The 23,687-nt window shown below is 41.7% G+C and carries 22 protein-coding genes; 8 read left to right on the top strand and 14 right to left on the bottom strand.

All coding sequences use genetic code 11. From position 1 onward, the window contains the following. Positions 1 to 183 precede the first annotated feature (183 nt). Positions 184 to 435: a UPF0175 family protein gene (locus RMZ41_RS31230; protein ID WP_322640784.1), complete on the bottom strand. Its 252-nt coding sequence runs from the start codon at positions 433 to 435 to the stop codon at positions 184 to 186. 314 nt (positions 436 to 749) lie between these two features. Between RMZ41_RS31230 and RMZ41_RS31225 the strand changes: the two genes are divergently transcribed. Then, a complete protein-coding gene (locus RMZ41_RS31225) occupies positions 750 to 1,175 on the top strand; it encodes a hypothetical protein (protein WP_322640783.1) in 426 nt (141 codons plus the stop codon). Between the two features lie 81 nt (positions 1,176 to 1,256). After that, entirely contained in the window at positions 1,257 to 3,392 is a 2,136-nt protein-coding gene (locus RMZ41_RS31220) for a single-stranded-DNA-specific exonuclease RecJ (RefSeq protein WP_322640782.1), read from the top strand. Positions 3,393 to 3,521: 129 nt separating this feature from the next. On the opposite strand, the gene psb30 is transcribed toward RMZ41_RS31220, so the two are convergent. Beyond that, on the bottom strand, positions 3,522 to 3,665 hold the full coding sequence (gene psb30 / locus RMZ41_RS31215) for a photosystem II reaction center protein Ycf12/Psb30 (protein ID WP_114086065.1): 144 nt from the start codon (positions 3,663 to 3,665) through the stop codon (positions 3,522 to 3,524). A 278-nt stretch (positions 3,666 to 3,943) separates the two neighbouring features. Here psb30 and RMZ41_RS31210 point away from each other — a divergent pair, with 278 nt between their 5' ends. The 3 genes from RMZ41_RS31210 (at position 3,944) to RMZ41_RS31200 (ending at position 5,197) form a co-directional block, all read left to right on the top strand. After that, positions 3,944 to 4,294, top strand: coding sequence for a YkgJ family cysteine cluster protein (locus tag RMZ41_RS31210; protein ID WP_322640781.1), 351 nt, complete (start codon positions 3,944 to 3,946; stop codon positions 4,292 to 4,294). Positions 4,295 to 4,417: 123 nt separating this feature from the next. Continuing rightward, positions 4,418 to 4,846, top strand: coding sequence for a TMEM165/GDT1 family protein (locus tag RMZ41_RS31205; protein ID WP_322640780.1), 429 nt, complete (start codon positions 4,418 to 4,420; stop codon positions 4,844 to 4,846). 48 nt (positions 4,847 to 4,894) lie between these two features. Continuing rightward, the gene (locus tag RMZ41_RS31200; RefSeq protein ID WP_012411060.1) at positions 4,895 to 5,197 is read left to right on the top strand and encodes a TMEM165/GDT1 family protein; all 303 of its coding nucleotides are present in this window, start codon (positions 4,895 to 4,897) and stop codon (positions 5,195 to 5,197) included. A gap of 137 nt (positions 5,198 to 5,334) precedes the next feature. Here the strand turns inward: RMZ41_RS31200 and RMZ41_RS31195 are convergent, their stop codons facing one another. After that, complete coding sequence (locus RMZ41_RS31195) at positions 5,335 to 6,261, bottom strand: cobalamin-binding protein (protein ID WP_322640779.1); 927 nt, start codon at positions 6,259 to 6,261, stop codon at positions 5,335 to 5,337. 526 nt (positions 6,262 to 6,787) lie between these two features. Here RMZ41_RS31195 and RMZ41_RS31190 point away from each other — a divergent pair. Then, complete coding sequence (locus RMZ41_RS31190; RefSeq protein WP_322640778.1) at positions 6,788 to 8,593, top strand: ATP-binding protein; 1,806 nt, start codon at positions 6,788 to 6,790, stop codon at positions 8,591 to 8,593. Positions 8,594 to 8,861: 268 nt separating this feature from the next. Here RMZ41_RS31190 and pruA read toward each other — a convergent pair whose 3' ends face one another. From pruA to RMZ41_RS31175, 3 genes are all read right to left on the bottom strand, one after another. Next, the gene (pruA, locus tag RMZ41_RS31185; RefSeq protein ID WP_322640777.1) at positions 8,862 to 11,894 is read right to left on the bottom strand and encodes an L-glutamate gamma-semialdehyde dehydrogenase; all 3,033 of its coding nucleotides are present in this window, start codon (positions 11,892 to 11,894) and stop codon (positions 8,862 to 8,864) included. Positions 11,895 to 12,168: 274 nt separating this feature from the next. After that, on the bottom strand, positions 12,169 to 13,536 hold the full coding sequence (locus RMZ41_RS31180) for a protein kinase domain-containing protein (RefSeq protein ID WP_322640776.1): 1,368 nt from the start codon (positions 13,534 to 13,536) through the stop codon (positions 12,169 to 12,171). A gap of 89 nt (positions 13,537 to 13,625) precedes the next feature. Beyond that, on the bottom strand, positions 13,626 to 15,170 hold the full coding sequence (locus tag RMZ41_RS31175; RefSeq protein WP_322640775.1) for a serine/threonine-protein kinase: 1,545 nt from the start codon (positions 15,168 to 15,170) through the stop codon (positions 13,626 to 13,628). A gap of 186 nt (positions 15,171 to 15,356) precedes the next feature. On the opposite strand from RMZ41_RS31175, the gene RMZ41_RS31170 reads away from it, so the two are divergent. Then, positions 15,357 to 16,001 carry a hypothetical protein gene (locus RMZ41_RS31170; RefSeq protein ID WP_322640774.1) on the top strand — a complete coding sequence of 215 codons (645 nt, stop codon included), beginning with the start codon at positions 15,357 to 15,359 and terminating at the stop codon, positions 15,999 to 16,001. Between the two features lie 344 nt (positions 16,002 to 16,345). Here RMZ41_RS31170 and RMZ41_RS31165 read toward each other — a convergent pair whose 3' ends face one another. The 8 genes from RMZ41_RS31165 to RMZ41_RS31130 form a co-directional block, all read right to left on the bottom strand. Then, entirely contained in the window at positions 16,346 to 17,098 is a 753-nt protein-coding gene (locus RMZ41_RS31165; RefSeq protein WP_322640773.1) for a HEAT repeat domain-containing protein, read from the bottom strand. Between the two features lie 408 nt (positions 17,099 to 17,506). Beyond that, positions 17,507 to 18,352, bottom strand: a complete 846-nt coding sequence (locus tag RMZ41_RS31160) for a HEAT repeat domain-containing protein (protein WP_322640772.1) — start codon at positions 18,350 to 18,352, stop codon at positions 17,507 to 17,509. After that, a complete protein-coding gene (locus RMZ41_RS31155; RefSeq protein WP_409876281.1) occupies positions 18,352 to 18,609 on the bottom strand; it encodes a phycobilisome linker polypeptide in 258 nt (85 codons plus the stop codon). The genes RMZ41_RS31160 and RMZ41_RS31155 overlap by 1 nt, the downstream gene beginning before the upstream one ends. A gap of 75 nt (positions 18,610 to 18,684) precedes the next feature. Continuing rightward, positions 18,685 to 19,554, bottom strand: a complete 870-nt coding sequence (locus tag RMZ41_RS31150; RefSeq protein ID WP_322640771.1) for a phycobilisome linker polypeptide — start codon at positions 19,552 to 19,554, stop codon at positions 18,685 to 18,687. A gap of 131 nt (positions 19,555 to 19,685) precedes the next feature. Continuing rightward, positions 19,686 to 20,498 carry a phycobilisome linker polypeptide gene (locus RMZ41_RS31145; RefSeq protein ID WP_322640770.1) on the bottom strand — a complete coding sequence of 271 codons (813 nt, stop codon included), beginning with the start codon at positions 20,496 to 20,498 and terminating at the stop codon, positions 19,686 to 19,688. A gap of 164 nt (positions 20,499 to 20,662) precedes the next feature. Then, a complete protein-coding gene (gene cpcA / locus RMZ41_RS31140) occupies positions 20,663 to 21,154 on the bottom strand; it encodes a phycocyanin subunit alpha (protein ID WP_012411562.1) in 492 nt (163 codons plus the stop codon). Positions 21,155 to 21,242: 88 nt separating this feature from the next. Continuing rightward, a complete protein-coding gene (locus RMZ41_RS31135; RefSeq protein ID WP_322640769.1) occupies positions 21,243 to 21,764 on the bottom strand; it encodes a phycocyanin subunit beta in 522 nt (173 codons plus the stop codon). Between the two features lie 551 nt (positions 21,765 to 22,315). Further along, the gene (locus RMZ41_RS31130; protein ID WP_322640768.1) at positions 22,316 to 23,116 is read right to left on the bottom strand and encodes a superoxide dismutase; all 801 of its coding nucleotides are present in this window, start codon (positions 23,114 to 23,116) and stop codon (positions 22,316 to 22,318) included. 411 nt (positions 23,117 to 23,527) lie between these two features. On the opposite strand from RMZ41_RS31130, the gene RMZ41_RS31125 reads away from it, so the two are divergent. Next, positions 23,528 to 23,674 (top strand): hypothetical protein, encoded by a 147-nt coding sequence (locus tag RMZ41_RS31125; RefSeq protein WP_409876279.1) that lies wholly within the window; start codon positions 23,528 to 23,530, stop codon positions 23,672 to 23,674. Positions 23,675 to 23,687: the final 13 nt, after the last annotated feature.

The following is a 23,687-nucleotide window of genomic DNA, read 5'->3' as shown; positions in this document are numbered from 1 at the left end:
ATTGGATTTTCCACTCTCTCTTGCACCCTCAAATCCCTTCCCCTAGTAGTTTACTTCGACTTGTGTGTACACCGTAGATACGGCTGGGGGAAGTAATATTCGCTGCACAGTTGGGGTAGAAGTTCCAGTTGCGCGATAATTGACAAGGAAATGAGGGGGCTGCTATCGGCAACAATGACAGAGTTAATCATCACACAATTCGTCAGCAATTTGGTCATCATCTAGGTTGATAACTGGGATTTGCAAACGTCCTAGTTCATACATGAATTGGAGTTTGTTCATACTGCAAAAAGCGGCGGCTTTACCAAGAGATAGTCGGCGTAGCTCGAATAGTTTGACTGCAAGCAAAAATGTAAGTTCTGCTTCTAATGCTTGGGGTGATTTGCCGGAGGTAATGAGTAAGTCATCGGGATACTGAAGGGATAGGATGTGCATAGTTCGCTTCTGTGTTCCTGATTCCTAATTCTTTCTTGATTATGACTTAGACTAGTCTAACGAGTATAGCGATGTCTACGACGGGCTACGCCTACGCAAATATCCCCACTATCATCTGCCACTGTTTACAGCTATTTTCAGGTAAATAGACCACGCGGTAGGGGCGCAAGGTCTTGCGCCCCTACGACAGGTGTGGTTCAAATACTTGAATTCTGCTGTAAGATAATCTCCTCAGCTTAACTCTGGAAAATATGCTGAGGCTTGATAGTACTAAATTAAAGTAATATTTCAGTTTAGTACTTATACTGTGTATTATGTTAAAGTCTTTGTCATTTGCTTTAGTTGCAGCTACCGTTTTAGTGGCATCAATCAATAATCCCAGCAATACTTTAGCTAAAACTTGTGCTTCTAAGTGTGGGCCACATCCGATTCAGTTTACACCTGGGCAACACATCAGAGTTGAAATTATAAATAGCACACCTAACATAATCAGAATCCAAAAACCCTCTGGGACTGATGCAATATCCTTGAGTCCAGGGCAGAAATTAAGTTTAGAACAAATAGAGGGTACTGAGCCAAATACATCTCTGATATTTTGGAGCGAAAAAGGTTTGTCACTACAAGCAATTGTCTCGAAACTTAACTTTGGCACATTGCGCCTTGAACTTCGTCCGACTTGGCGCTCTCCAGGCGATCGCTCGTTATATATTATGGATGATGGCAGAATAAACGTGTTTTAGATAGCAAATAATGTTATTAGTTATGAGTTAAGAAATAAATTTAAATTCAACACTCCTAACTAATAACTCCTGACTTGTATTGTGCAAGACCGACCTGTATCTGAGCTATCAAAACCTAGCAGGCGCTTACCTAATCAGCGCTGGCAAATTTATCCGCAGAAACCAGAATTTGCCCAAAAACTAGCGGTTTTAATCAATGTTTCGCCCATTATCAGCCAGTTGTTGATTAATCGGGGGATCGAAACACCAGAACAGGCACAAGCATTTTTAAATCCAGAATCTTTAGTTTTACCTTCGCCATTAGAAGATTTTCCAGATTTGGCGATTAGTCTGGAGTTGTTGCAAAATGCGATCGCTTCTCAAACAAAAATTGCTATTTGTGGTGACTATGATGCTGATGGAATGACTAGCACTGCTCTACTTTTGCGTAGTCTCCGCACTTTGGGTGCACAGGTAGATTATGCTATTCCCAGCCGGATGCACGAAGGCTATGGTATTAATAAACGCATAGTTGAAGAATTTCACAGCGAAGGCGTAGGGTTAATTCTGACTGTAGATAATGGCATCTCTGCGTTTGAACCAGTCGCTAGAGCTAGAGAACTTGGTCTTGCAGTGATTATTACCGATCATCACGACATTCCCCAAAAATTACCGCCAGCTAACGCGATCCTCAACCCTAAGTTAATAGCTGAATCTTCACCTTTTCGTGGTGTTGCTGGTGTTGGTGTTGCCTATATTTTGGCAGTGTCTCTCGCACAACAGCTAGGAGAGACTAAGGGTTTGATTCAGCCGATGCTAGCATTATTTACACTAGGAACGATCGCAGATTTAGCCCCCTTAACTGGCGTAAATCGTCGCTGGGTAAAACGTGGTTTACAGCATTTACCCAAATCCAACTTAGCTGGGATACAGGCGTTAATTCAGGTAGGTGGCGTGCAAGCGAGGGGAGATGAGGGAGTACGGGGAGATAGGGAAAAGCTTCCATCCCCAATCCCCAATCCCCAATCCCCAGTCCCCAGTCCCCAGTCCCCAGTCCCCAGTCCCAAATCGCTCAAGCCTGAAGATATTGGGTTTCGCTTGGGGCCGCGAATTAATGCTATCGGGCGGATTGGTAATCCTCAGACTGTTATTGAATTGCTGACTACAGATGATATGGGGTTGGCGCTCGAAAGAGCAATGCAGTGCGAACAAATCAACGCCTCTCGCCAGGAGATGTGTCAGCAAATTGAACAAGAAGCGATCGCTTATGTAGAAGCAGAATATGTTACATCTCTACAACAAGACCGTGTATTAATTGTTGTTCAACCCAATTGGCATCATGGCGTTATTGGCATTGTCGCCTCCCGCTTGGTCGAACGCTACGGTGTTCCCGTATTCATCGGTACTTATGAAGATGAAAGACATATACGCGGTTCTGCACGCTCAATTCCAGAGTTTCATGTGTTTGAAGCTTTGGAATATTGTCACGATTTACTAGGGAAATTTGGCGGACACAAAGCCGCCGGGGGATTCTCTTTACCAGCAGAAAATTTACAGGTGTTGCGATCGCGTTTGATTGAGTTTGCTAACCAGTGTCTTGAACCCCAGCATCTCAAGCCTCTGCTCAAAATTGATGCCGAAGTCAACCTCGATCAAATTAATCAGCAACTTTACCAACAGCTTAATGCTCTCCATCCCTGCGGTATGGACAACCCCGATCCCGTTTTCTGGACAGCTAATGTTCAAGTGGTTGAGCAAAAAATCGTTGGTAAGGGTCACATTAAACTGACAATTGCCCAAACTATTGATAATCAGGAGTATAGAATTAAAGCGATCGCTTGGCGTTGGGGTGACTACTTCCGCTTACCAGCGCGAGTGGATGTAGCTTACAAACTGCGGGAAAATTATTTTAACGGTAACACCAGCATCGAGCTAGAGTTAATCGGTGTCAGACTGCCAAGTCAGCTTCAACAATTTTTTGCATCGCCACCTATCCCTTCAAGTGCTACTTTTGAGTACAATCAGCGACAGTATACTTGTGGCTTTTATAAAAACGGTATTGGGGCAGAATTAAGAATTAAAAATCCTGAAGGAAAGGTGTTAGTGATGCAACCAGGACATATAATCGGTTTACTTGGCACTAATCGTCAAAACGCTAAAGAAGTTGATATTTCTCAGCCACAGTATGACAGTATTATTCAAGCTGCACTCCAGGTATTATCAGTTAGGAGTTTTTAATTAACTGATCCTTTGTAACTATGAAACTGTGAGTGCTGATTTATGAGTTATGAGTTATGAGTTGAGAATAAAATTTAATTCCTCACTCTTAACTCCTCACTCCTAACTCTCAATCAGCACTCAGAACTCTTATAGGTTGCCGTTGCGAAATGCCAACAAAAAGATTACTACTGGCCCAGCAATGACAATTAGCGCTACGGACAACAATTGGAAAATAACTTCCCAATTAATGCTGGTAAAAGCGTTAAACAAGTCAGATACAGCGTCAAACATTTTCCCCTTTCTCCTGTCAGTTGCCTTAAAAAATTCAATAACTTAATTACAAAACCCGCAATCGATCATATCTGTCTATGGCCTGTTAGATTTAATTTACTTAACAAAATTATAAGAAAAGACATAAAAACGTAAAATAGGGAATTGGGAATTGGGGAATTGGGGAATTGGGAAAAGACTTACTGTAACTTCTCCTCTGCTCCCTCATCTCCCCCTGCCCCCTGCTCCTCTGCTTCTTACCCATTCCCCATTCCCCATTCCCCATTCCCCAATTAAAAATGGCAACTTGGCAATGTGTAAAGCAATGTGGAGCCTGCTGTAATCTTGATCCAGCAGATCGTCCAGATTTGGATGAGTATCTCTCTCCACCAGAACTAGAAATCTACCTCAGCATGGTAGGTGAAGATGGATGGTGCGTTAATTTCGACCATACCACGCGAGAATGTCGCATCTACTCAGATCGTCCTCGCTTCTGCCGCGTGGAACCAGAGGTTTTTCAAGATATGTATGGGGTTGAACCTGAAGAAGTCAACGATTTTGCTATTGATTGCTGTCGCCAGCAAATAGAGGGAGTATACGGCGATCGCAGCTTAGAAATACTACGCTTCGATAAAGCTATTGGGCTGTAAAGAGGATGCAAACGCAAAGACACCCGATAATTTTTTATCTCCATTTATGTAGTTGCAATTTATTACAACAATCTGAGAATATGATAGAAATATGAAAACCACCTACAACCAAAACTATTGCTTGTGAAACTTGACTCTGCACCTTTGGACATTTCTGGCATAGCTCAGACTGAGATCGAGCTAGAACTGAGAGACAGCACTGATTTTAACTTAACCCCTGCGATCGCCCAGCTAGTTCAGCCTGTAGTTGCCGATAGTCCTCAAAAGCAGCAATCAGTGTTAGTAGTTTTTGGCACAACATTTGTAACCATCTTTCTAGCAGAAATTGGAGATAAGACTCAGTTATCCACGCTGTTAATGAGTGCAGAATCTCATTCGCCGTGGGTGGTATTTATCGGATCGGCGGCGGCGCTAATAACCACCAGCTTATTAGGTGTACTTTTAGGTAGTTGGATGGCTAGCCGACTCAGCCCAAAAACTGTAGAAAAGTCATCTGGTGTGATGTTATTGGTAATTTCCCTAATGCTATTTTGGGATGTCATTAGTCATTAGTCATTTGTCATTTGTCATTTGTCAAACTCCCAATTCTTCCTTAATAATATGGATTGGCATCTTTTAGGACTGAGCTTTATTACAGTTTTTTTATCAGAATTAGGTGACAAAAGTCAGCTAGCAGCGATCGCACTTTCAGGACGTTCTAATTCTCCGCGTGCAGTATTTTTTGGTGCAGCAGGCGCATTGCTGTTGACAAGCCTGCTAGGGGCATTAGCAGGGGGAGCAGTAGCGGAATTGTTACCTACACGTTTGTTAAAAGCGATCGCTGCGATCGGATTTGCTATTCTTGCAGCACGCCTGCTGTTATTTAACAATGAACCATCGGCGGATTCTGAAGAAACACCATAAAAAGAAACCAGGAGTCAGAATTCAGAATTCAGAATACTCCATTGCTTCATGGATGGAGTTTTAACAAGGAAAAATGTTGAAATTTTGTTTTACTCAAATTCATCTTGAATTCTGACTCCTGAGTTCTGAATTCTCCTTTACAAAAGTTCCCAACCAGTTCCTTTGTAGCCGTATTGAAAAATTTCTGGATGCAAAATTTCAGCCAAAATTTCTAGAGAATCTACCAGTCGCGGCCCTGGACGATTAAAGTAAGAATTGCCATCAGTGATGTAGACCCTACCAGCTTTAGTAGCGTGCAGTTTTTCCCATTCAGGACGTTGAGTTAACAAATTCGCTTCTTGGCGAGTGCGATTTAAATCAAAGCCACAAGGCATAAAAACAATGATATCTGGATTAGTTGTTAATAGGGTTTCCCACGGCAAGATGGGAGAAGGCTGACCTGTAATGCAAAATAGAGACTGCCCTCCTGCCAAGTTAACTAATTCAGGAATCCAATTTGCGGCAACCATCAAAGGATCGATCCACTCGATACAGGCGACAGTAGGCTGTTCGTGTAAAGAAAGTCCTTGAATTCTTTGCTGACAAATTTTGACACGAGCTTCTAAATTTTCTAAGACTTTTACTGAGTCTACCTTGAAGGTGTGGCTGACTCGCTCAATATCAGCCCAAACGTCTTGGAGAATATTGGGTTGTAAAGAAATAATCTGCGGTTTACTGTCAATGAGTGTAGCCACTGCCTTTTCAACTTCCTGTAGGCTGACAGCACAAACATCGCACTGGTCTTGAGTGAGAATGTGGGTAGGTTGCAACTGCTCTAAAACATCTGTTTTAATTTCATAAATACTAAGAGCAGATTGCAATAAACTATTCACATCATTATGAATTTGGCTGCTGGAGGCATTAGAGTCTAAGCGTGCTTGGGTACAAACGGGGCGATTGAGAATTTCTGGAGGGTAATCACATTCGTGCGATCGCCCCACAATAGCATCAACTAACCCTAGTGCCGCTAAAATCTCTGTTCCACCAGGAATCAGAGAAACAATTCTTACATTACTATCCGTCATCGCTCCACCTCCATAAAAGCTCCCTTTACCTTAATATTCGCAAAATTTGAGCCATTAAGTATCTTTCTCCAGAACAATCAACGGTATTTTGGTAGTCATATTTATTATCTGTGAGATGGTTCCAGAACTTGACGTTAAATCAAGTAAAATTAAGTTTAACTTCATGTAGTTTTGTAGTATAATTACGTAGTTAATAAATTATTCTAAATGTTAATTATCCCCTAGAAAAAATCACTAACTTAAAGTAATAGAAGTTATGATGGCAATCCTATTTGATTTATGAAAATTGAAAGTCATGAATCCCCTACTTTTGGGAAAAGTTCAGCATCTTCTCTCTCAGAAATAATTTAGGATTGATAGAACGAAATCTAGCCTGTAACTCATTATTCAAAATCAGAGAATTTAATTGTAAAGAATAAACTTTCCGGTTATGAAAAGCACCATGTAGTAATTGTAGTTATACAAAGATACCTCTACTTTTTACGTAGAGATGTAAAACAAAATTATTTCTTCTTGAGGTCAAGTAATGCAGGTGGTGCCAGCCAGAGATATTACAGAGCAAAAACAGTTCCAAGAAGCTTTACGAATCAGAGAAAATAGTCGGCGAAAACAAAGCCAGACTCTAGTACAGTTGGCAAGAAGCAAGACATTTCAACAAGGTAATCTCAATGCAGTATTAAGAGAGATTACAGAAACTGCTGCTCAGACGCTTTTAGTCAAGCGAGTTGGCGTGTGGTTATATAATGAAGAACGTTCAAAAATTGAATGCATAGATTTATACGATCTAAATACCAAGGAGCATAGCTTTGGTAACTCGCTTTCACATGAAAATTATCCAGTTTACTTCCAGGCTTTAGAAGAGGAACGCACCATTGCCGTAAATGATGCCAGAAACGATATAAGAACGCAAGAGTTATCCGAATCTTATCTTTCTGTTTTGGGTATCACATCCCTACTGGATGCACCGATTTGGCTAGAGGGTCGTTTGGTAGGCGTAGTTTGTCACGAACACATTGGCGAATATCGTCAATGGACTTTAGAAGAAGAGACTTTTGCTGGTTCAATTGCAGATTTTGTGACTCTAGCTATAGAAGCAAGCGAACGAAATATTGCACAGGAAGCACTGCGGCAAAGTGAGGCGCAATTCCGAGCGATTTTTGAGCGTTCTTCTATCGGTATTGGACTTATAGATATGAAAGCAAAGATAGTCGATACCAATCCAGTACTGTGTGAGATTTTAGGATATAGCCGAGAAGAACTATACGGCAAGAACTTTACAGATTATATTTTTACACAAAAGGGGGATTTAAAACTTTACAAACAACTGATATCAGGAATTTACACAAACTTAGAGAAAACTTCAAGGTTAGGATTCCAACGCTGCAAACATCAAGAACAATTTGTCGAAAGACATCGCATTGAAATAGAGAGACGCTGCCTGCACCAAAGTGGTCGTTTGGTTTGGACTCACATCTCTGTTTCTGTTATACCAGACAGCAATGGTGAACCTGAGTTTTTTCTAGCGATGATTGAAGATATTACTGAACGCAAGGAAACAGAGTTGAAACTGCGTGCTTCTCAAGAAGCAGCAGAAGCTGCTAATCGGGCAAAAAGTGAATTTTTAACAACTATGAGTCACGAACTGCGAACCCCTCTGAATGCGATTATGGGGTTGTCACAGTTATTACAACAAGAAATAGTTGGCTCTCTCAATGAAAAACAGAACGAATATGTAAGTTGTATATATAGTAGTGGTGAGCATTTGCTAGCACTGATTAACGATATTCTTGACTTATCTAAAGTAGAAGCAGGTAAAGAGGAATTATTTTTGTCGCCTTTGCCAGTATCAGATTTATGTAATTATGCCATCTGGACAGTACGCGATCGCGCCTCAGAAAAGGGGTTACAACTCACCTGTAAAATTGATCTACAAGAGAATATTTGTATTGCTGATGAGCGGCGCATCAAGCAAATGTTACTCAATCTGCTCACCAATGCCATTAAATTCACTCCAGCCGGCAATGTGTCACTGGTAGTAAAAAAAGTACCCCAAGGAATAACTTTCACAGTTTCAGATACTGGAATTGGTATAGACTCAAGTCAGTTTCAATTTCTATTTGAACCTTTTAAACAGCTTGACAGTCGCTTAAATCGGCAGTTTGAAGGCACTGGTTTGGGGTTAGCCTTAACACGCAAATTAGCACGTTTGCATGGTGGAGATGTAACTTTTACATCGACTTTGGGAAAGGGTAGTGAGTTCACTTTGTTTCTTCCAAATCCAGTCCTTTCGTCAGTAAGGGGGGATGAAGGAGATGATATCATGTCCGCTTGATTACTTATTAAACCCGAAGAACCCCACCCCGCCAAAGCATAGCTTTGTCTCCCCTCCCGAAAAGCGGGGAGGGGTTGGGGGTGGGGTGCAATGACTGGGAATCATAACTATTTATCCGGACATGATATGAGTAAGAAAATTTTACCTTATGCTTGGGTTAACGATAGTTTTGCCCAGCAAGATCCCCCTAACCCTTTTTAAGAGAGTGAGGGGGAATCAAATCTTAAACCAAGTGTATTAATCTATACTTTTTACTGATTGTTGTAGTTTAATCTGCTCCTTCAATTGGTGCAAAACCTTGTCGCTGAATATTTTCTGTTATCGCGCGTGGTTCTAAAAATTGCAGTAGGTAATCAGGGCCTCCGGCTTTAGAACCCACTCCAGAAAGTTTAAATCCACCAAAGGGTTGCCGCCCAACGATCGCTCCGGTAATATTGCGGTTAATGTACAAATTCCCAACTTCAAATTCTGTCTGCGCCTGCTGAATGTGCGAAGGTGTTCTAGAATAAAGTCCTCCAGTTAAGGCGAAGTTTGTACCGTTAGCAACTGCTAAGGCTTCCTGGAAATCTTTCACCCGAATTACCGCCAGTACAGGGCCAAAAATTTCTTCCTGGGAAATTACCGCGTTTGGTGAGACTTCACTAAAAATGACAGGCCCGATAAAATACCCTTGTTCGGGTGCTGGTAATTCCAAAGCTAATTGTGCCTCTGCCTTACCCTTCTCAATATACTCGCGGATGCGATCGCGGGCATTAGCATCAATTACTGGCCCAACTTGGGTACTAGGTAACTCTGCCTCCCCAATATTCAAGGATTTTGTCGCTTCTACCAACCGTTGCACAAAAGCTTCATAAATTGGTTCCAGCACAATCACCCTGGAAGCCGCAGAACATTTTTGTCCGCTATAACCAAATGCTGACTGCACCACCCCTACAACTGCTTGGTCTAAATCAGCACTTTCATCGACAATAATCGCATTCTTGCCACCCATTTCAGCAATTACCCGTTTCATGTGCTTCTGTCCAGGTTTCAGTATTGCGGCTTCTGCGTAAATTCTACAACCAACTTCTTGAGAACCTGTAAAAGCAATTACATGAGTTTCTGAATGATTGACTAAATAAGCGCCGACTTGCGAACCCTTACCGGGTACGTATTGAAATACACCTTTAGGAAAACCAGCATCTATCAAGATTTCTGTGAGTTTGGCTGCAATTACAGAAGATGTTTCCGCAGGTTTGAGGAGAGTGCAATTCCCTGAAACTAAAGCAGCAACAGTCATTCCGCAAGCGATCGCCAGGGGGAAATTCCAGGGAGAAATCACTACAACAATTCCCCGTGGATGATAAATATAACGATTGGTTTCTCCAGCTAAGTCATAATTGACACCTTTATCTAGCCGTTCTATCTCATCAGCATAGTACCGACAAAAGTCTATCGCTTCCGAAACCTCTCCATCAGCTTCCTTAACTGGTTTTCCGACTTCTAAAACTATCCAAGCTGAAAGTTCGGCGCGGCGGAGTTCCATTAAATCACCCGCTTTTCGCAAAATATCAGCGCGTTGTTTCGCGGGTGTTTTCCTCCACCCAGGAAATGCTGCTTTGGCTGCTTGCATAGCCTGTTCAGCTTGTTCAACGCTAATCAAGCCAACTTTACCAACTACTTCACTGAAATTAGAAGGGTTGAGAGAATCAACGAATTCCGGCGGATTAATATATTCCCCATTAATCAACGGCAAATAAGTTTTACCCAATTGTTGACGAACGCTTTGGAAAGCTTTCGTCGTTTTCGTTCTTATCTCTTCCACAGCAAAATCTGTATCAGCAGCACCGAGGAAATGAGAGTTAGTAGAGACGCGATTAATCGCGTCTGTACTTTGGAGAGACGCGATTAATCGCGTCTGTACGTTAGGAGTTAAAGAGTTTTCTTCTTTGACAATTGGCGGCGCTAATAATTCGTCAATTGGTCGATTTTCGAGATTTTGCCGTAAAAATGAACTATTGGCGGTATTTTCTAACAATCGGCGAATTAAATACGCCATTCCAGGTAATAATTCACCGTAGGGACAGTAAACTCTAACTCGATAACCCTTGTCAACCAATGCTTTTGCAACTTTATCTCCCATACCGTAGAGGACTTGTAATTCAAAGCGACGGCGGGGGACATTTAAACTTTCAGCTATGGCAATGGCGCGAGAGTGCGATCGCACATTATGGCTACCAATGGCAGAATACACATATTGATGATTTTCTAGCAATAACTGAGTGATGGTTTCAAAGTTAGCATCTGTTGCCGCTTTATCGTTGTAAACTGGCTGTTTCCAATGCTTCTGGGCTGCTTTAATAGTTTCTTGATCCCAATATGCACCTTTCACCAAGCGGATTGTCAGGGGATAACCGCGTTCTTTCAACCAAGAAATTACGTTTTTGGCATCCTCCTCGCTATCACGCAGATATGCTTGAATTGTCATGCCAATATCTGTGCGTTGCCGAAATTCTTCTTCTAGTAAGAGTTTTTTCAGGATGCTGAGAGTTATGTCTTTATAAGCATACTGTTCCATATCAAAATGCACAGCTGCGCCCAACTCTTTAGCACGACGTAAGAGAGTACGAATGTGATCGCTAACTCTCTCCTCACTACCTTTAGCATCTAAAGGGTCAAATTGGGAATAAAACGCCGTTAATTTTACAGAAACCTGAACTTTGGGGATTGTTTCGCCATCAGCCTCATCAATAGCCGGGATAGCTGCCCAATTCTTTGATGCTTCTACCAATTGTTGCATTAATTCTAGATAGCGTTCTAGATAAGACTGCGCTTCGGCTTCGGTAATTACCGCCTCACCAAGTAAATCGATGGTGAAAGCCATTTTTTCTTTTCGCAGTCGTTCAACTGTTTTGATGACTTGTTTAATATTTTCCCCAGAAATATATTTATGAGCAAGAGTCTCAACAGCTGTACCAACGGTTGTCGCAGCAACTTGTCCGGGCATCGAATCGGGGTTAGCAAAGTTTAGCATTCCCTTCAAAGCTGCCGGCAATTCTACAGACTCATCGCCTAAATATTCTTGTAAATGTGAAGCAATTTCTGATTTACTGTGTAAAGCAGGTAGCGTGTCTATAAAGCGAAATAGTTGTACCCGTAACCCAGGATTACTCATCGCCCAAGCTAGTAATTTATCATCCCAGCGCATTTGATCGCGCAGTGAAGAAAAAAATGAACGATTTTCCTGGGTTGCTGCTAGAAGTTGTTTAGCAATTTCTTGGGTTTTAGCTTCGTAGGTGCTTGTTTGTACTTGTAATACCACTGATAATAAACTCCATTAATCTAGACAAGGCTTTTTGTATAAAGCCTGTGTCTTCTATTTTGACTCTTTCATTTAGCTGTCACCATTATGTGGAATTCGTAATTCGTAATTCGTAATTCGTAATTCTTATATCGTAAGGATTTCATTGATTTTGAATGATTTGCTTACGGTGTACTGTTCTAGAGACTTCCAATTAAAAAAATATTCCATCGTAGAGATGTTGTGCTTCTACGACAGATGTAATTCAAATACATAAAAACTGCTGTAAACTCTATTATGCCAACGCACTTAACAACGCCTGCTTAAACTCGGCTGCACTTTTAAAGTGGATTTCCGGCTTATCAACCAACGCCAAATCAATCACCTGTGCTAGCGGTTGGCTAATTGTCGCATCTCGTTGGCGAATTGGTATAGGTTCATTTTGTAAAACTGCCAGAAAGGGATCGCCTGTGAAGTTGCGGGGGAAACTACCTGTTAGCATATTGTAGAGACAAGCCGCGACTGCCCAAATATCAACCTCCGGCTGGGCATATTTAAAGTTAAGCACCTGCTGTCGGGGCATAAAAACGGGAGTACCTGCTTGAGTACCAGTCAAGGTTTGACCGCTTAAGCCCGCTAAATCAAATGCCTTAGATAAACCGTAATCACCGATTTTAGCTACCAGTTTTCCATCAATATTAGTAAGGAAAATATTACTCGGTTTCAGGTCGCGGTGAACTATACCTTTACCTTTGCCAAATTTCCCATCTGCCAGTTTTACATAAGGAATTTCAACATTGTGGGCATATTGCAAAGCGTCTAAAATTTGCAGAATAATCGGTATAGCAATATCAATAGATAATCGCCCACCAAGTTGCTGCATGAAATCCCATACAGTACCGCCCTCACAATACTCCATTGTAAAAAAGAAAAGGATTTCTGAGTAGCCACAATCCATCAGTTGCACTACATGAGGATGTTGCAAAGCTTTAGTGTTTTCCGTCTCCCGCAGAAACATCTCCACAGCGAATTCATTTGCTGCCACTGCTGGTAACATGACCTTTAGGGCTATAAACTTGCCAGACTGATTATGCTGTGCTAAGTAAACTTCTCCGAATTCACTACTGCTGAGGAGTTTGACAAGATTATAACCACTAATTGCTTTGAAATTGCGATCGCCACTTTCAGCCAACTTCAGGAAATGTGTGATGATTTCCAAGAAATAAGACTGTTGTACCGTATTATCCCTGACAGGAACATTGCTAGGAATGAGGTTCGACGGATTTTCCTCTTCCTGGTATGTTTCAATACTAACTTTGAAGATAGTGTGACCTAAATTGATTTCGTCACCTGTTTGTAAGTCATATTCTGGAAACTGGAGATTGACAGCTTCTTCGACAGTTTGATATCGTTGGCGTTGTCCGATGTTTTTACCGTTAATATAAGTGCCATTTTTACTACCAAAGTCCCGCACCCGAATATCAGGGGGGTTGATATCCAGCAGACAGTGATAGCGGGAGATACCCCGATGATTTTCATCATCTGGTAACTGCGGATTGCAATCTAAACTTCTGCCGATGATGCAGCTAGTGCGGTAGTCAAAAATAAATTGCTGTCCTAACAATTGTCCCTGAATAACGGTGAGAATGATTTTAGCTGGCATCTGAAAAATAGAAAATTAATGCCCACGATCATAACTTACATGTATCAGATATAACAATATCAATTCATACGTAGCCCCTCCTGCCCCTTCTACAAATCTTTATGGGAAAGAAAACACCCACAACCCCACATAAAACCATGATGAGGGAGGGGGAGGTGTCCATAAGGTGCATTTAAATTCCAAGTACACAGGTATCTGGAGTATAGTATCCATTCTCCATCTTTTTTCCAACCGACGCGATCGGCGAAAGCTTCCCAGATTTTTTTATCGTAATTTCTAGTTCCACCCATACTTTGATGAATGCGCTTTTGTATCGAAAAACCAAAACGCCCGTCGCTGTATTTTACCCACAATTTGTTAATGGTCTGAATATCTTCACAAGGAAAGTTGTCAATATCTTGAGGGCGAAACCAGCCTTCCTTTTCTCTTTTAGGAACTGCTAGCATCACTTGTGTCGCTTCTTCATTTGCTTCTTTCCACTCTCCGGCTGCTAGTAAATCTCGCAGTCGGGTGTAATCTATATTCACAGCAGAGATTAACTTAATCTCAGATGATTTTTCTCTAGACTCTGACACCGATTGTACATTTTTTTGAAATTGCAATGCTATGTTTTTAATAATCCCACCCTTTAACCTATCGCTAATTTGAGGATGCAATTGCTTTGGCGGCACTAACAATATGGTTTCCTCTGATTCTTCTTTATCTATCTCCAGCAATTGTTTAGATGACACCAATTGCGGAAACTCTTGGGATGGCAATTCTAAACCTTTGATATTTGCAATTAATTCTTGCCCTTTTTGTTGGTATGATTGGGTGCTAGCGATACCCAGCAATTCTCGAAACTCTAAAACCGACTGTAGACGTTCTTGAGGTTGCAATGCCATCGCTTTCATAATTGCATCATTTACCCTGTCACTAATTTGCGGATTAAATTGCTTTGGCGGTGGTAAGGGTATGCCCTTATCCCTAAAATTGGCAGGAAAAGGTATCTCTTTTGTGAGCAAACTATATAGGGTTGCAGCTAAGGCATAAACATCAGTATAATGACCAAAATTTCCCTGTCTTTCATACTGTTCAATGGGTGCATAACCGTTGGTTCTCTCGTTAGTCATGCTCCCCACTTGTCCAATTGTATATTCTCTTGCTAACCCAAAATCAATTAAAACTGCTTCTGATTTACCACCACGCAAAATAATATTATTGGGTTTGATATCCCGATGTAAAAATCCCTGTTTGTGGACATATTCTAATGCTTGACCTACTTGGTCAATTAAGCGTAAGGCTTCATCTTCTGATAATTGGCCATGCTGCTCAATATAAGCACCTAAATCTTCTCCATCAATATATTCCATCACCATGCCCCAGAGTCCATCTTCTTGGATAACTTCATAGACTTGGACAATATGGGTATGAGTACATCTGGCTAACCGCAGCGCTTCATTGACAAATTTTACCTGTCGTTGCTGAAAGTCATCCTTACTTTGTTGAATATGGTTGAGGGTTTTGATAACGACTGCTTTACCTGTAGGCTGTTCTATGGCGCTATAGGTGACACCATAGCCACCGCCACCAAGGACTTTTTGTATAATGAATCGTCCGTTGTCGAGATTTTGATTGGGTGTCCAAAGTTTCATTGATTTATAAATTGTAAATATATCCGCGCGATCGCACCCCTAATCCCTTTTCGGCTGTGGGAAGGGAAAATACGCCCTCTTTGTGCTGGCAAAATCAGAAGGTAAGGTTGTACTTCAAATCTTCTACTGCTGTTTTAACAGCATGTACTTGTTTTTTCCAATACTAAGAATGGGTATACTCACTCTATGCCTCCAGAAAACTTTATGGATATTTTATTTTCTAACTGGCAACACACACTCCAACCCTTTAGTGTTGACCAGGTAGCGGCTGAAAAAGCCTTTAATTGCTTGGTTGTAGCTTACTCTACCCCTGGTCGCTATTACCATACACTGAAACACATCGATCGCGTTCTCAGCACAATTCAGATTTTGCAAGGCTACACCAACAATCTAGCTGCGGTTCAACTAGCTGCCTGGTTTCACGATGTAGTCTATGACACTCAAGCTCAAGATAATGAAGAACGAAGTGCAGACTATGCTTTTGAGTTGCTGAGTAAGTTAGGTATTCCAGAAAGTACTACAAGTACTGTTAAACATCTAATTTTGGATACTAAAAACCATCAAGCTGCGGTGAATGACTATAATGGCCAAGTTCTACTTGATGCAGATTTAGGGATTTTGGCTGCTAACTCAGTGGAGTATCAAGAATACGCCCATGCTATTCGCCAGGAATATAGCTGGCTGTCAGAGGCAGATTATATTACAGGTCGTCAGCAGGTTTTAGAAAAGTTTTTACAGCGATCGCGCATTTATCATACGCCTTTAATGTTAGAGTTCGCGGAACCCTGTGCCCGTGGCAACATCCAGGCAGAAATTAAGTCGTTGGGTTAAAGATATGGTACTAAATACAATTAATTGTGTGGTGACAGTATTTCTATGTTATGCCATTCCTATTTAAGGTTATCAATAGGAGCTATACTTTCACCTACTTCAATCCGATACCCTAATTTTTATTAGTCAGCAAAATTTCAGCGATCGCACTTGAAATAGGATAGTGTGGTGAATATATCTCCATCCATAAAACTCCCGTGCTGATTCAGCTTTGTTGGAGGCTTGAACCTCTCTAACCCTCCTTAAAAAGAAGGGAATTAGAGCAAGTTTTAGAAAGGGGATTCTCTGCGGTATTGGGCTAGCGTTAGCAATGTAGGTAATCTCTAAGATAATTTCTTAATTGCTTAACGCCTACCACCACCACGATGGGGCACTCCAACTTCAGTTTCTTGTAGCTTTCTTTTTGGTACAAAGACTTCTTGTTGATGTTTTTGCTGAATTTTTTCCAGTACAAACTTGACACGAGTACGAACTCCAAGATCAACGTCTGTATTGAGCATTTGCTGAAGTTGATTTGTAATTCGTGACTCTTGATCGGGTAAAGTAGCTGCTATAAAGTTGCCGCTTTGCGGGTTGTCGCCAGACATTGCTAATGTTTCTAAACTCGTCACTGCTGCATAGCGCACTACCCATTCTGGATCTTGAGAAATCAGTAATAGCGCCTCTAATACCTGAGTCTGAACAGATTCTACTTTCTCAGGCGGTAATTGATGCCAGCGCAAAGTACCTAATCCTCTAGCAGCAGCCCGCCGCACACTTAAGGAAAAATCAGTTTTTGCTGCCTCTAACAAGGTATCCAGCGCCCGAACATCGCCAATTCCGGCTAAAGCACGAAGTGCCCAAGCCCTAGCACCATAGTTGTAGTCATCGATTAGTTCCAATAATGGCGATACTGCGGCTTCCCCGATGGCAATTAGTCCATCTACTGCCGCCACCGCCGCTCCTGGATTGTTGTAGCCCAAAGCTGCAATTAGAGTAGGAACAGATTCCTCTATATGTGCTGCTGCTAACTCTTGAACTGCGTCTACTAAGCGCTCTGAAGAGTCTGCTTCTTCTACAGCACGGATCAGTATTTGGGCAAGATCGCTGTTATTCATAACAATTTCTCATGAGTAATTAGCCGTCAGCCAATTGTAGCTTAAGTTATCCGTAGGTGACATCATACATAAACCCCTAACCCTAATTTTGCAGTTGGGTTGGGGGTTTATATATAGGAAGCATTTTTTGTAACGTATTAATAAGAACTTATTATTTAGAATTTCTAAGAGGAATTAAGAATTCAGGAGACAGAATGGGCTAAACCATAGCTATCCGCTAACAGAATTGAATTATTATGTACAACTGGGTTATAGATATTGGATATTGGTTTAAAACTAAGCCGAATTGTGGGTAAAACAAAATTAAAATATTAATCAAAGAGTTAATAATCCATTCCTTCTCTGCGAGACGTTGCGCGAACATAGGTGGAGTATTCTGAATTCTGACTCCTGACTCCTGATTTATGGCTACAATAGCGAGTCCATCAAATTAATCACTTTAATCGCACCTTCTGACAAAGTGCTTGGTGTAGTGTGATTGACTTGATGTTCTAATAATCCTTTGAGAGAAATGAGCTTGAGGCTATTTTCAGCAAGAGTCTGTGCGATCGCATCTGCTGCGGGTAGATATCCAATGGCTCCCAAGTCTGCTAACACCGCTCGACGCAATTGCAATCTCTCACCCGCCAAAGCTTTTACTAATCTTTCCCCATAAGCTGGTTCTTGGGTTAATTGATACATCGCTCGTGCGGCAGCATATTGTACCAATTCAATTGGATGCTCTAAGAATGGCTTTACCAAAGGGATGCACTCAGTCGCCCTCAAGGTTCCCAAGGCTTCTATAATAGCCTCGTAGGGTTGAGATAAATCAGGCTGCTGTGAGACAAGCTGCTCTCCCTGCAAACCTACTTTTAATAGCTTGATTAGGCCAGGAATACAAACTGGATCGCCTAACATTTCTAAGGATTGTGCTGCTGCTTCCCGCACATAAAAATCTGAGCAGTCTAAACACGCAATTAAAGGTGATACTGCTTGGCGATCGCCTAGTTTTCCCAATGCTCTAGCTGCATTCCGTCGCAGAGGATATCCGCCTTCTGGTGTCCTGTCGGCTTCATCCTCTAAAGCTTTAATCAGCCCTATAACCGCAGCTGGTTCACTTATGCGAAACCTACCCAACCACCAAGCAGCATAAAAGCGCAAGCCTAAATCGGCACTTTTAAGATTAGCGATCGCTTGTTCGACTGTTAAAGATCCACCATCGGCATTATCACCTGTCGCTGATAAATCTTCAAATTTCTGTGGACTAGAATTCATTAGGAAGAAGGATGATCGCTTTGTTCGCTGTTTGTTGTCGTTTCAAGGTTTAATGGCTGAATACTGACTATTTTGCCACCCAAGCGAGTAATTCGCTGCATTTCTTGATTCATTCGGTTCTCAGGCACTGTGATAAATACACTGGCACTAGAACGAATGGGATAGTTGATTTTGTCAGTTTCTTCGCTTTGGCGTAAACCTACAACTTCATATCGGAAGCTACGACTACTAGTTCTACCACTAACTTGTCCAAGCATAAATCACTTCCAAATCTTAAATTTCAAATTTTCAACAGTCATTAATCAATGACTAATGACTATTGACAAATGACACTAAAGCGGTTTCACACTAGCTATTTTACCACCTTGTTTTACCACTCTCTGGAAGTAACTAGATAGTTCTTCATAAGGTATTACCACCGCTTGATTAACACGGCGTGTACTAGGATATCCAGCACCAAAAACGCCTGCTACTTCAATGCGGTAGAGTCTGCCTTCTTTACCAAAAGTTCCTGCACCACCAAAAGTACTGTTGGGGGTAACACCTTTTTCGGAAGGAACGTATGAAAAACCAGAAGAAGTACCAGATGGAGGAACAACAACAGATGCACTGTTGCGACCTAGTTCAACAGCAAGACGGGAAGACTTGCCTTTGAGTTGGGAAGTATCGCTACTGGCATAGCCGCGATAAAGTTGGAATATCCGGCTGAATCCTACAGTTTTTTGTCCTGTTTGGGTGTTAAAGCCACGATAGTAAGGAACTATATTTTCACCAAAGCTAGATTGATACTCTGCCGAATCAATATAAGAATCGATGTCGGCTTCATATCCTTTGTTTTGGTACAAGTCCAAGTGATAAACCACTTCAGACTCATCATAAGGGGCACGGCCCAACAAATGTTTATAGTTCAGTTCGATAACGCGAGTTTGGAAATTGTCGTAGAAAAACTTGGTTTTGTACAGTTCTGATTTAGCAACTTGACGCACAAATTCTTGTACTGTATTTTTTCCGTCACGTAGAATAGATTCAGCACTTTCCAGGCGGTCAGATGCCAATATATAGTTGTTGCCTAACACCTGACGATATACGGCAGCAATTACTCTCTCTATATCTTCCTTACTTGCATTGGGACGCAATTCTACAGGAGATTGGTCGCTAAAAGGTTCCGTTCCTAGACGGGACGCTGCTGTTGTAATAGCCATTGGTGAATTTTCCTTTTGTAATTACTAATTGGGGACTGGGGATTAGGGATCGGGTACTAGGTATTGGAAAAACTCTTTCCCAGCCCCCAGCCCCCACTCCCCAGCCCCCAGTCCCCAGTCCCCAGCCATATTTATACGGCAGTAATGCTAATAACTCTACTGCCTTTGCGATTCAACTGCTGCAATTTACTAGACAGTTGCTCGTAGGGTACGAGCAATTCCGCAGTCCCACGTCTTACTACAGTTGAATTTGGGGAAGCTGCTTGTAGCACTCTGATGCGATATGTTTCCCCACGACCACCTGAAGAGAGACCAGTTAAAGCTCCGGCGGAGACTGGATAAATGGGTGAAGCTAGATTTTTAGCGACTTCCCAGGTTAGCCGCCCTTGTTTTTGTCCTTGGGCGCGATCGCTATTCGCATAACCCCGATACAGTTGGAACAGTCGGCTATATCCAACATTTTTTTGTCCTACTTGACTTTTAAAGCCTCGATAGTAGGGCACAACATTTTCGCCAAAACTCTCTTGATATTCTAATGAGTCAATGTAAGAGTTAATTTCAGCTTCGTAACCTTGTGAGTTATAAAGTTCAACATGGTACGAAATCTCTGACTCATCTTCTGGGGCACGCCCCAATAAATGCTTATAATTTAACTCGATAAACCTAGTTTGCGAGTTGGAGTGAAAAAACTTATCCCGATAGAGTTCTGATTGAGCAATGGCTTGCACAAATCCCCGAACCGAGATTAAACCTTGCTGCAAAAGTGATTCTGCGCTCTCCAGACGCTCTCCTTCTAGGAGGTATGCATTACCCAAAACCTGACGGTAAGCTGCCCGGATAACCACTGCCACATCTGCTTCAGTTCTATCGGGGCGTAGTTCTACAGGTGCTGAGTCTTCAAATGCTCCAATCCCTAGTCTTGCTGCTTGTCCCAAAGCTGCCATCCTTAAACCTCCTCAGTTTTAACTGCAAAACTGAAAACTTTTTAGAAAATTTTTTTCTAGTTTTTTAACAGTCTTTTGAAAATAAAACTGCCCGGAGAGGTAAGCAACTCATAGAACATCACTTGTCATAAGAGCTGATTTCCTCTCCGGGCTAAAGAAACACTCTAGCTTAGAGTATTGATTACATAGTCGATGTAGGAATTTGCTTCAACAGCTGGGTCGCCGCTTAGACCGTGGTTAGCTTTGATGTACTTGAGAGCTTCAATGTACCAGCTAGGAGACAGGTCAAAAGTCCGGTTGATTTCAGCCAAGCCAGAAATCAAGAAGTCATCCAAGGGGCCTGTGCCACCAACAACTAAAGCATAAGTGATGATCCGCAAGTAGTAGCCAACATCACGAACACACTTGCCTTTACCGCGTGCATCAGACGCGAAGTTGGGGCCTTGTTGTTGGGTGGTGTAAGGGAACTTGTTATATACTGCTTGAGCAGCACCTTCGGTCAAGCGTTGAGCATTAGCACTTAATGCTTTTGCTGCTTGTAAGCTAGCTGGCGCTTGACGGAAGCGACCAAAAGCAACTTGAATTTCGGTGCTGCTGAGGTAGCGACCTTGAGAGTCTGCTGATGCAATTGCTTCCGTTAGAGGTGTTTTTGTCATTTTGGTATTTCCCTTTTACAAACTTTTGGTTGAAATTTTGTTTTGTCCTAATGGACAATTATCTCAGTCAATAGCAGCAGTATCTGCCTTAAGCTACTGCTGATGCAGCACGGTCAAAATAGCTAGCTATTTCGGATGATAAAGCGCTGCAATCGCCTCTGGTGATGTTGTTTGTGTCGTTAACAATTGCTAGGGAAGCTGCTTTCAGCTTTTGAATACCAACAGCAACTGAAGCTCCAGGGGTTCCCAATGCCAAGTAGGTTTCACGCAAGCCGTTGAGGGCACGGTCATCTAGAACGCTGGAATCGCCAGCAAAGATTGCGTAGGTGATGTAGCGAAGAATGATGTCCAAGTCTCTGATGCAAGCAGCAGCGCGACGGCTGGTGTAAGCATTACCGCCGGGAGTGATCAATTGGGGTTGTTCTGCCCACAAATCACGAGCCGCAGCAGCAACTAGAGCGGAAGCATTGCTGGTAATCCGGTTAACAGCATCTGCACGCTTGTTACCATCTTTGACTAGTTCGCTCAATGCATCCAATTGTGCATCGGAGAGGTATTCCCCACGTGTATCAGCTTGGGAAACTACTTTTGCAAATGCATCTAAAACCATTGCGTTAAATCTCCTAATTTGCTTGGTTAAGAATAATTGGACTCAAAACTGAGTGCTTCAGCTTTTTTGATGTCAGTACTGCCTGACGAGTTACGAAAGGTCGAAAACAGACATCTCAAGAAATAAGTTTACGATCTCCAGGCTTTCAGATTAAAACTTTTGTTAAAAAACTTCAAACTTCTGTGAACGACTGGAAAACCTGATTAAGATGTTGTTTTTTACTTCCAAGTTCTCTTTATACAATGCTGCCGCGTCATTTTTTATTACAAATTATTGTTATGTTTGTTAATTTCCTTTACATAACTTAACAATAGACAAATAGTATCTTTTGATACAAAAATCCAAAGATGGGATAATTTGTTTCTGAAAAATCCCTTAAAGAATGCGTAAAAGTAGACCACCAGCAGGATCTACTCTTAAGTTTTGTAACATTAGCTACTTGATTGTTACTCTGGCAATGACATACATGATATCTGCAATAGCTTTAAAGCGAACTACCCAGATGAAGTTTAATTAGCATTCTTATAGAAAGCTTCTCATTCCTACAGTATTTAGTTCACAGATCCCGTAGGTAAAGAAAGGTATCGCCTGTTAACTTGGGGCCAATTTACTATACTCCACCAATTATTCAAATATTCTGCGCGACGGTTGCGATATTTTAGGTAATAGGCGTGTTCCCACAGATCGTTACCCATAATTGGATATAAACCGTCCATAATCGGGTTATCCTGATTTGCTGTGGTAACAATCTGGAGTTGATTTTGAGGATTGCGGACTAGCCAAACCCAACCACTACCGAAGCGAGAAGTACCTGCTGCGTTAAACTGTTTTTTAAAGGCATCAAAACTGCCAAAAGTTTGGTTAATTTGTTGAGCGATCGCTCCTGATGGTTGTCCACCACCTTCGGGACTCATAAGTTGCCAAAAAATCGTATGGTTGAGATGACCGCCACCGTTATTACGTACTTTTGTCCGAATATTTTCAGGTACGCTGTTCAAATCCACTATTAACGCTTCAACACTTCTCTTTTGTAAATTTGGATACTGCTTCAATGCATCATTTAAGTTCTTGACATAGCTAGCATGGTGTGTATCATGATGCAATTTCATTGTTTCAGCATCAATAGCTTTTGTTAGCGATCCATTACTATAAGGCAATGGTGGTAGCGTCGCGGGGAAAGCACTTAATGACCTATTGGGATAAGCTACAGACGCAAAAGACTTAGCAGCCGTTAGTATTGATGTGGAAGATTCTGCTTCAGCTATTAGTACTGGTTTATAAGAAACTATTAAAATTGTCAGCACAATTGTTGTGAAGAAAAAAACTATCGTTTTTCGCCAATGTTTTATCATAAATTCTAGCCTCAAAGTCAATATTATTTATTTAGCTTGTCATCTGAATCATATACTGTTGTTTCGCAGCACACTCAAGCCAAATAATAATCTTATCTTGGCTGGCAAGTTTTCGAGCAAACATATTCAAGATAATACAATTAGTCAATGCCAATGTATGGGGTTATTTGACGCATTATAAAAGCCCCACTTCAGCGAGAAACCTTTACTAGATAAGCTGCACCAACAATAATTAATCGCGCGCTTTGTAATAAAAATAACTTAAAATTTTATTTTTGAAAAAACTTAGCCCATATAAAAGAGTTTTATCAACCGTTAATTATTGCCTATTTCCTGCCTAAACTATAGGGTTACTATTTGATTTTTGAAAAGATACCTAGGGGAGCCAGTCGCGTGGGCGGGTTTCCCGACTTGAGCTACTTCGTAGCGGTAGCGACGCAGGAGCGTCACTGGCGTTGCGTTAGCGACAGCGTAACGCGCCAAAGCCTTAAGAGTGGTGCGTTACGGCTTACGCCTAACACACCCTACTGGACTGACACAGCTAAAATAGTGCAATAGATATGCCAAGGTG

This window comes from Nostoc sp. DedVER02, assembly GCF_034530675.2.
GTDB lineage: Bacteria > Cyanobacteriota > Cyanobacteriia > Cyanobacteriales > Nostocaceae > Nostoc.
Note: the sequence above shows the minus strand (reverse complement) of the source record. Positions and strands in the feature narration are given on the sequence as shown.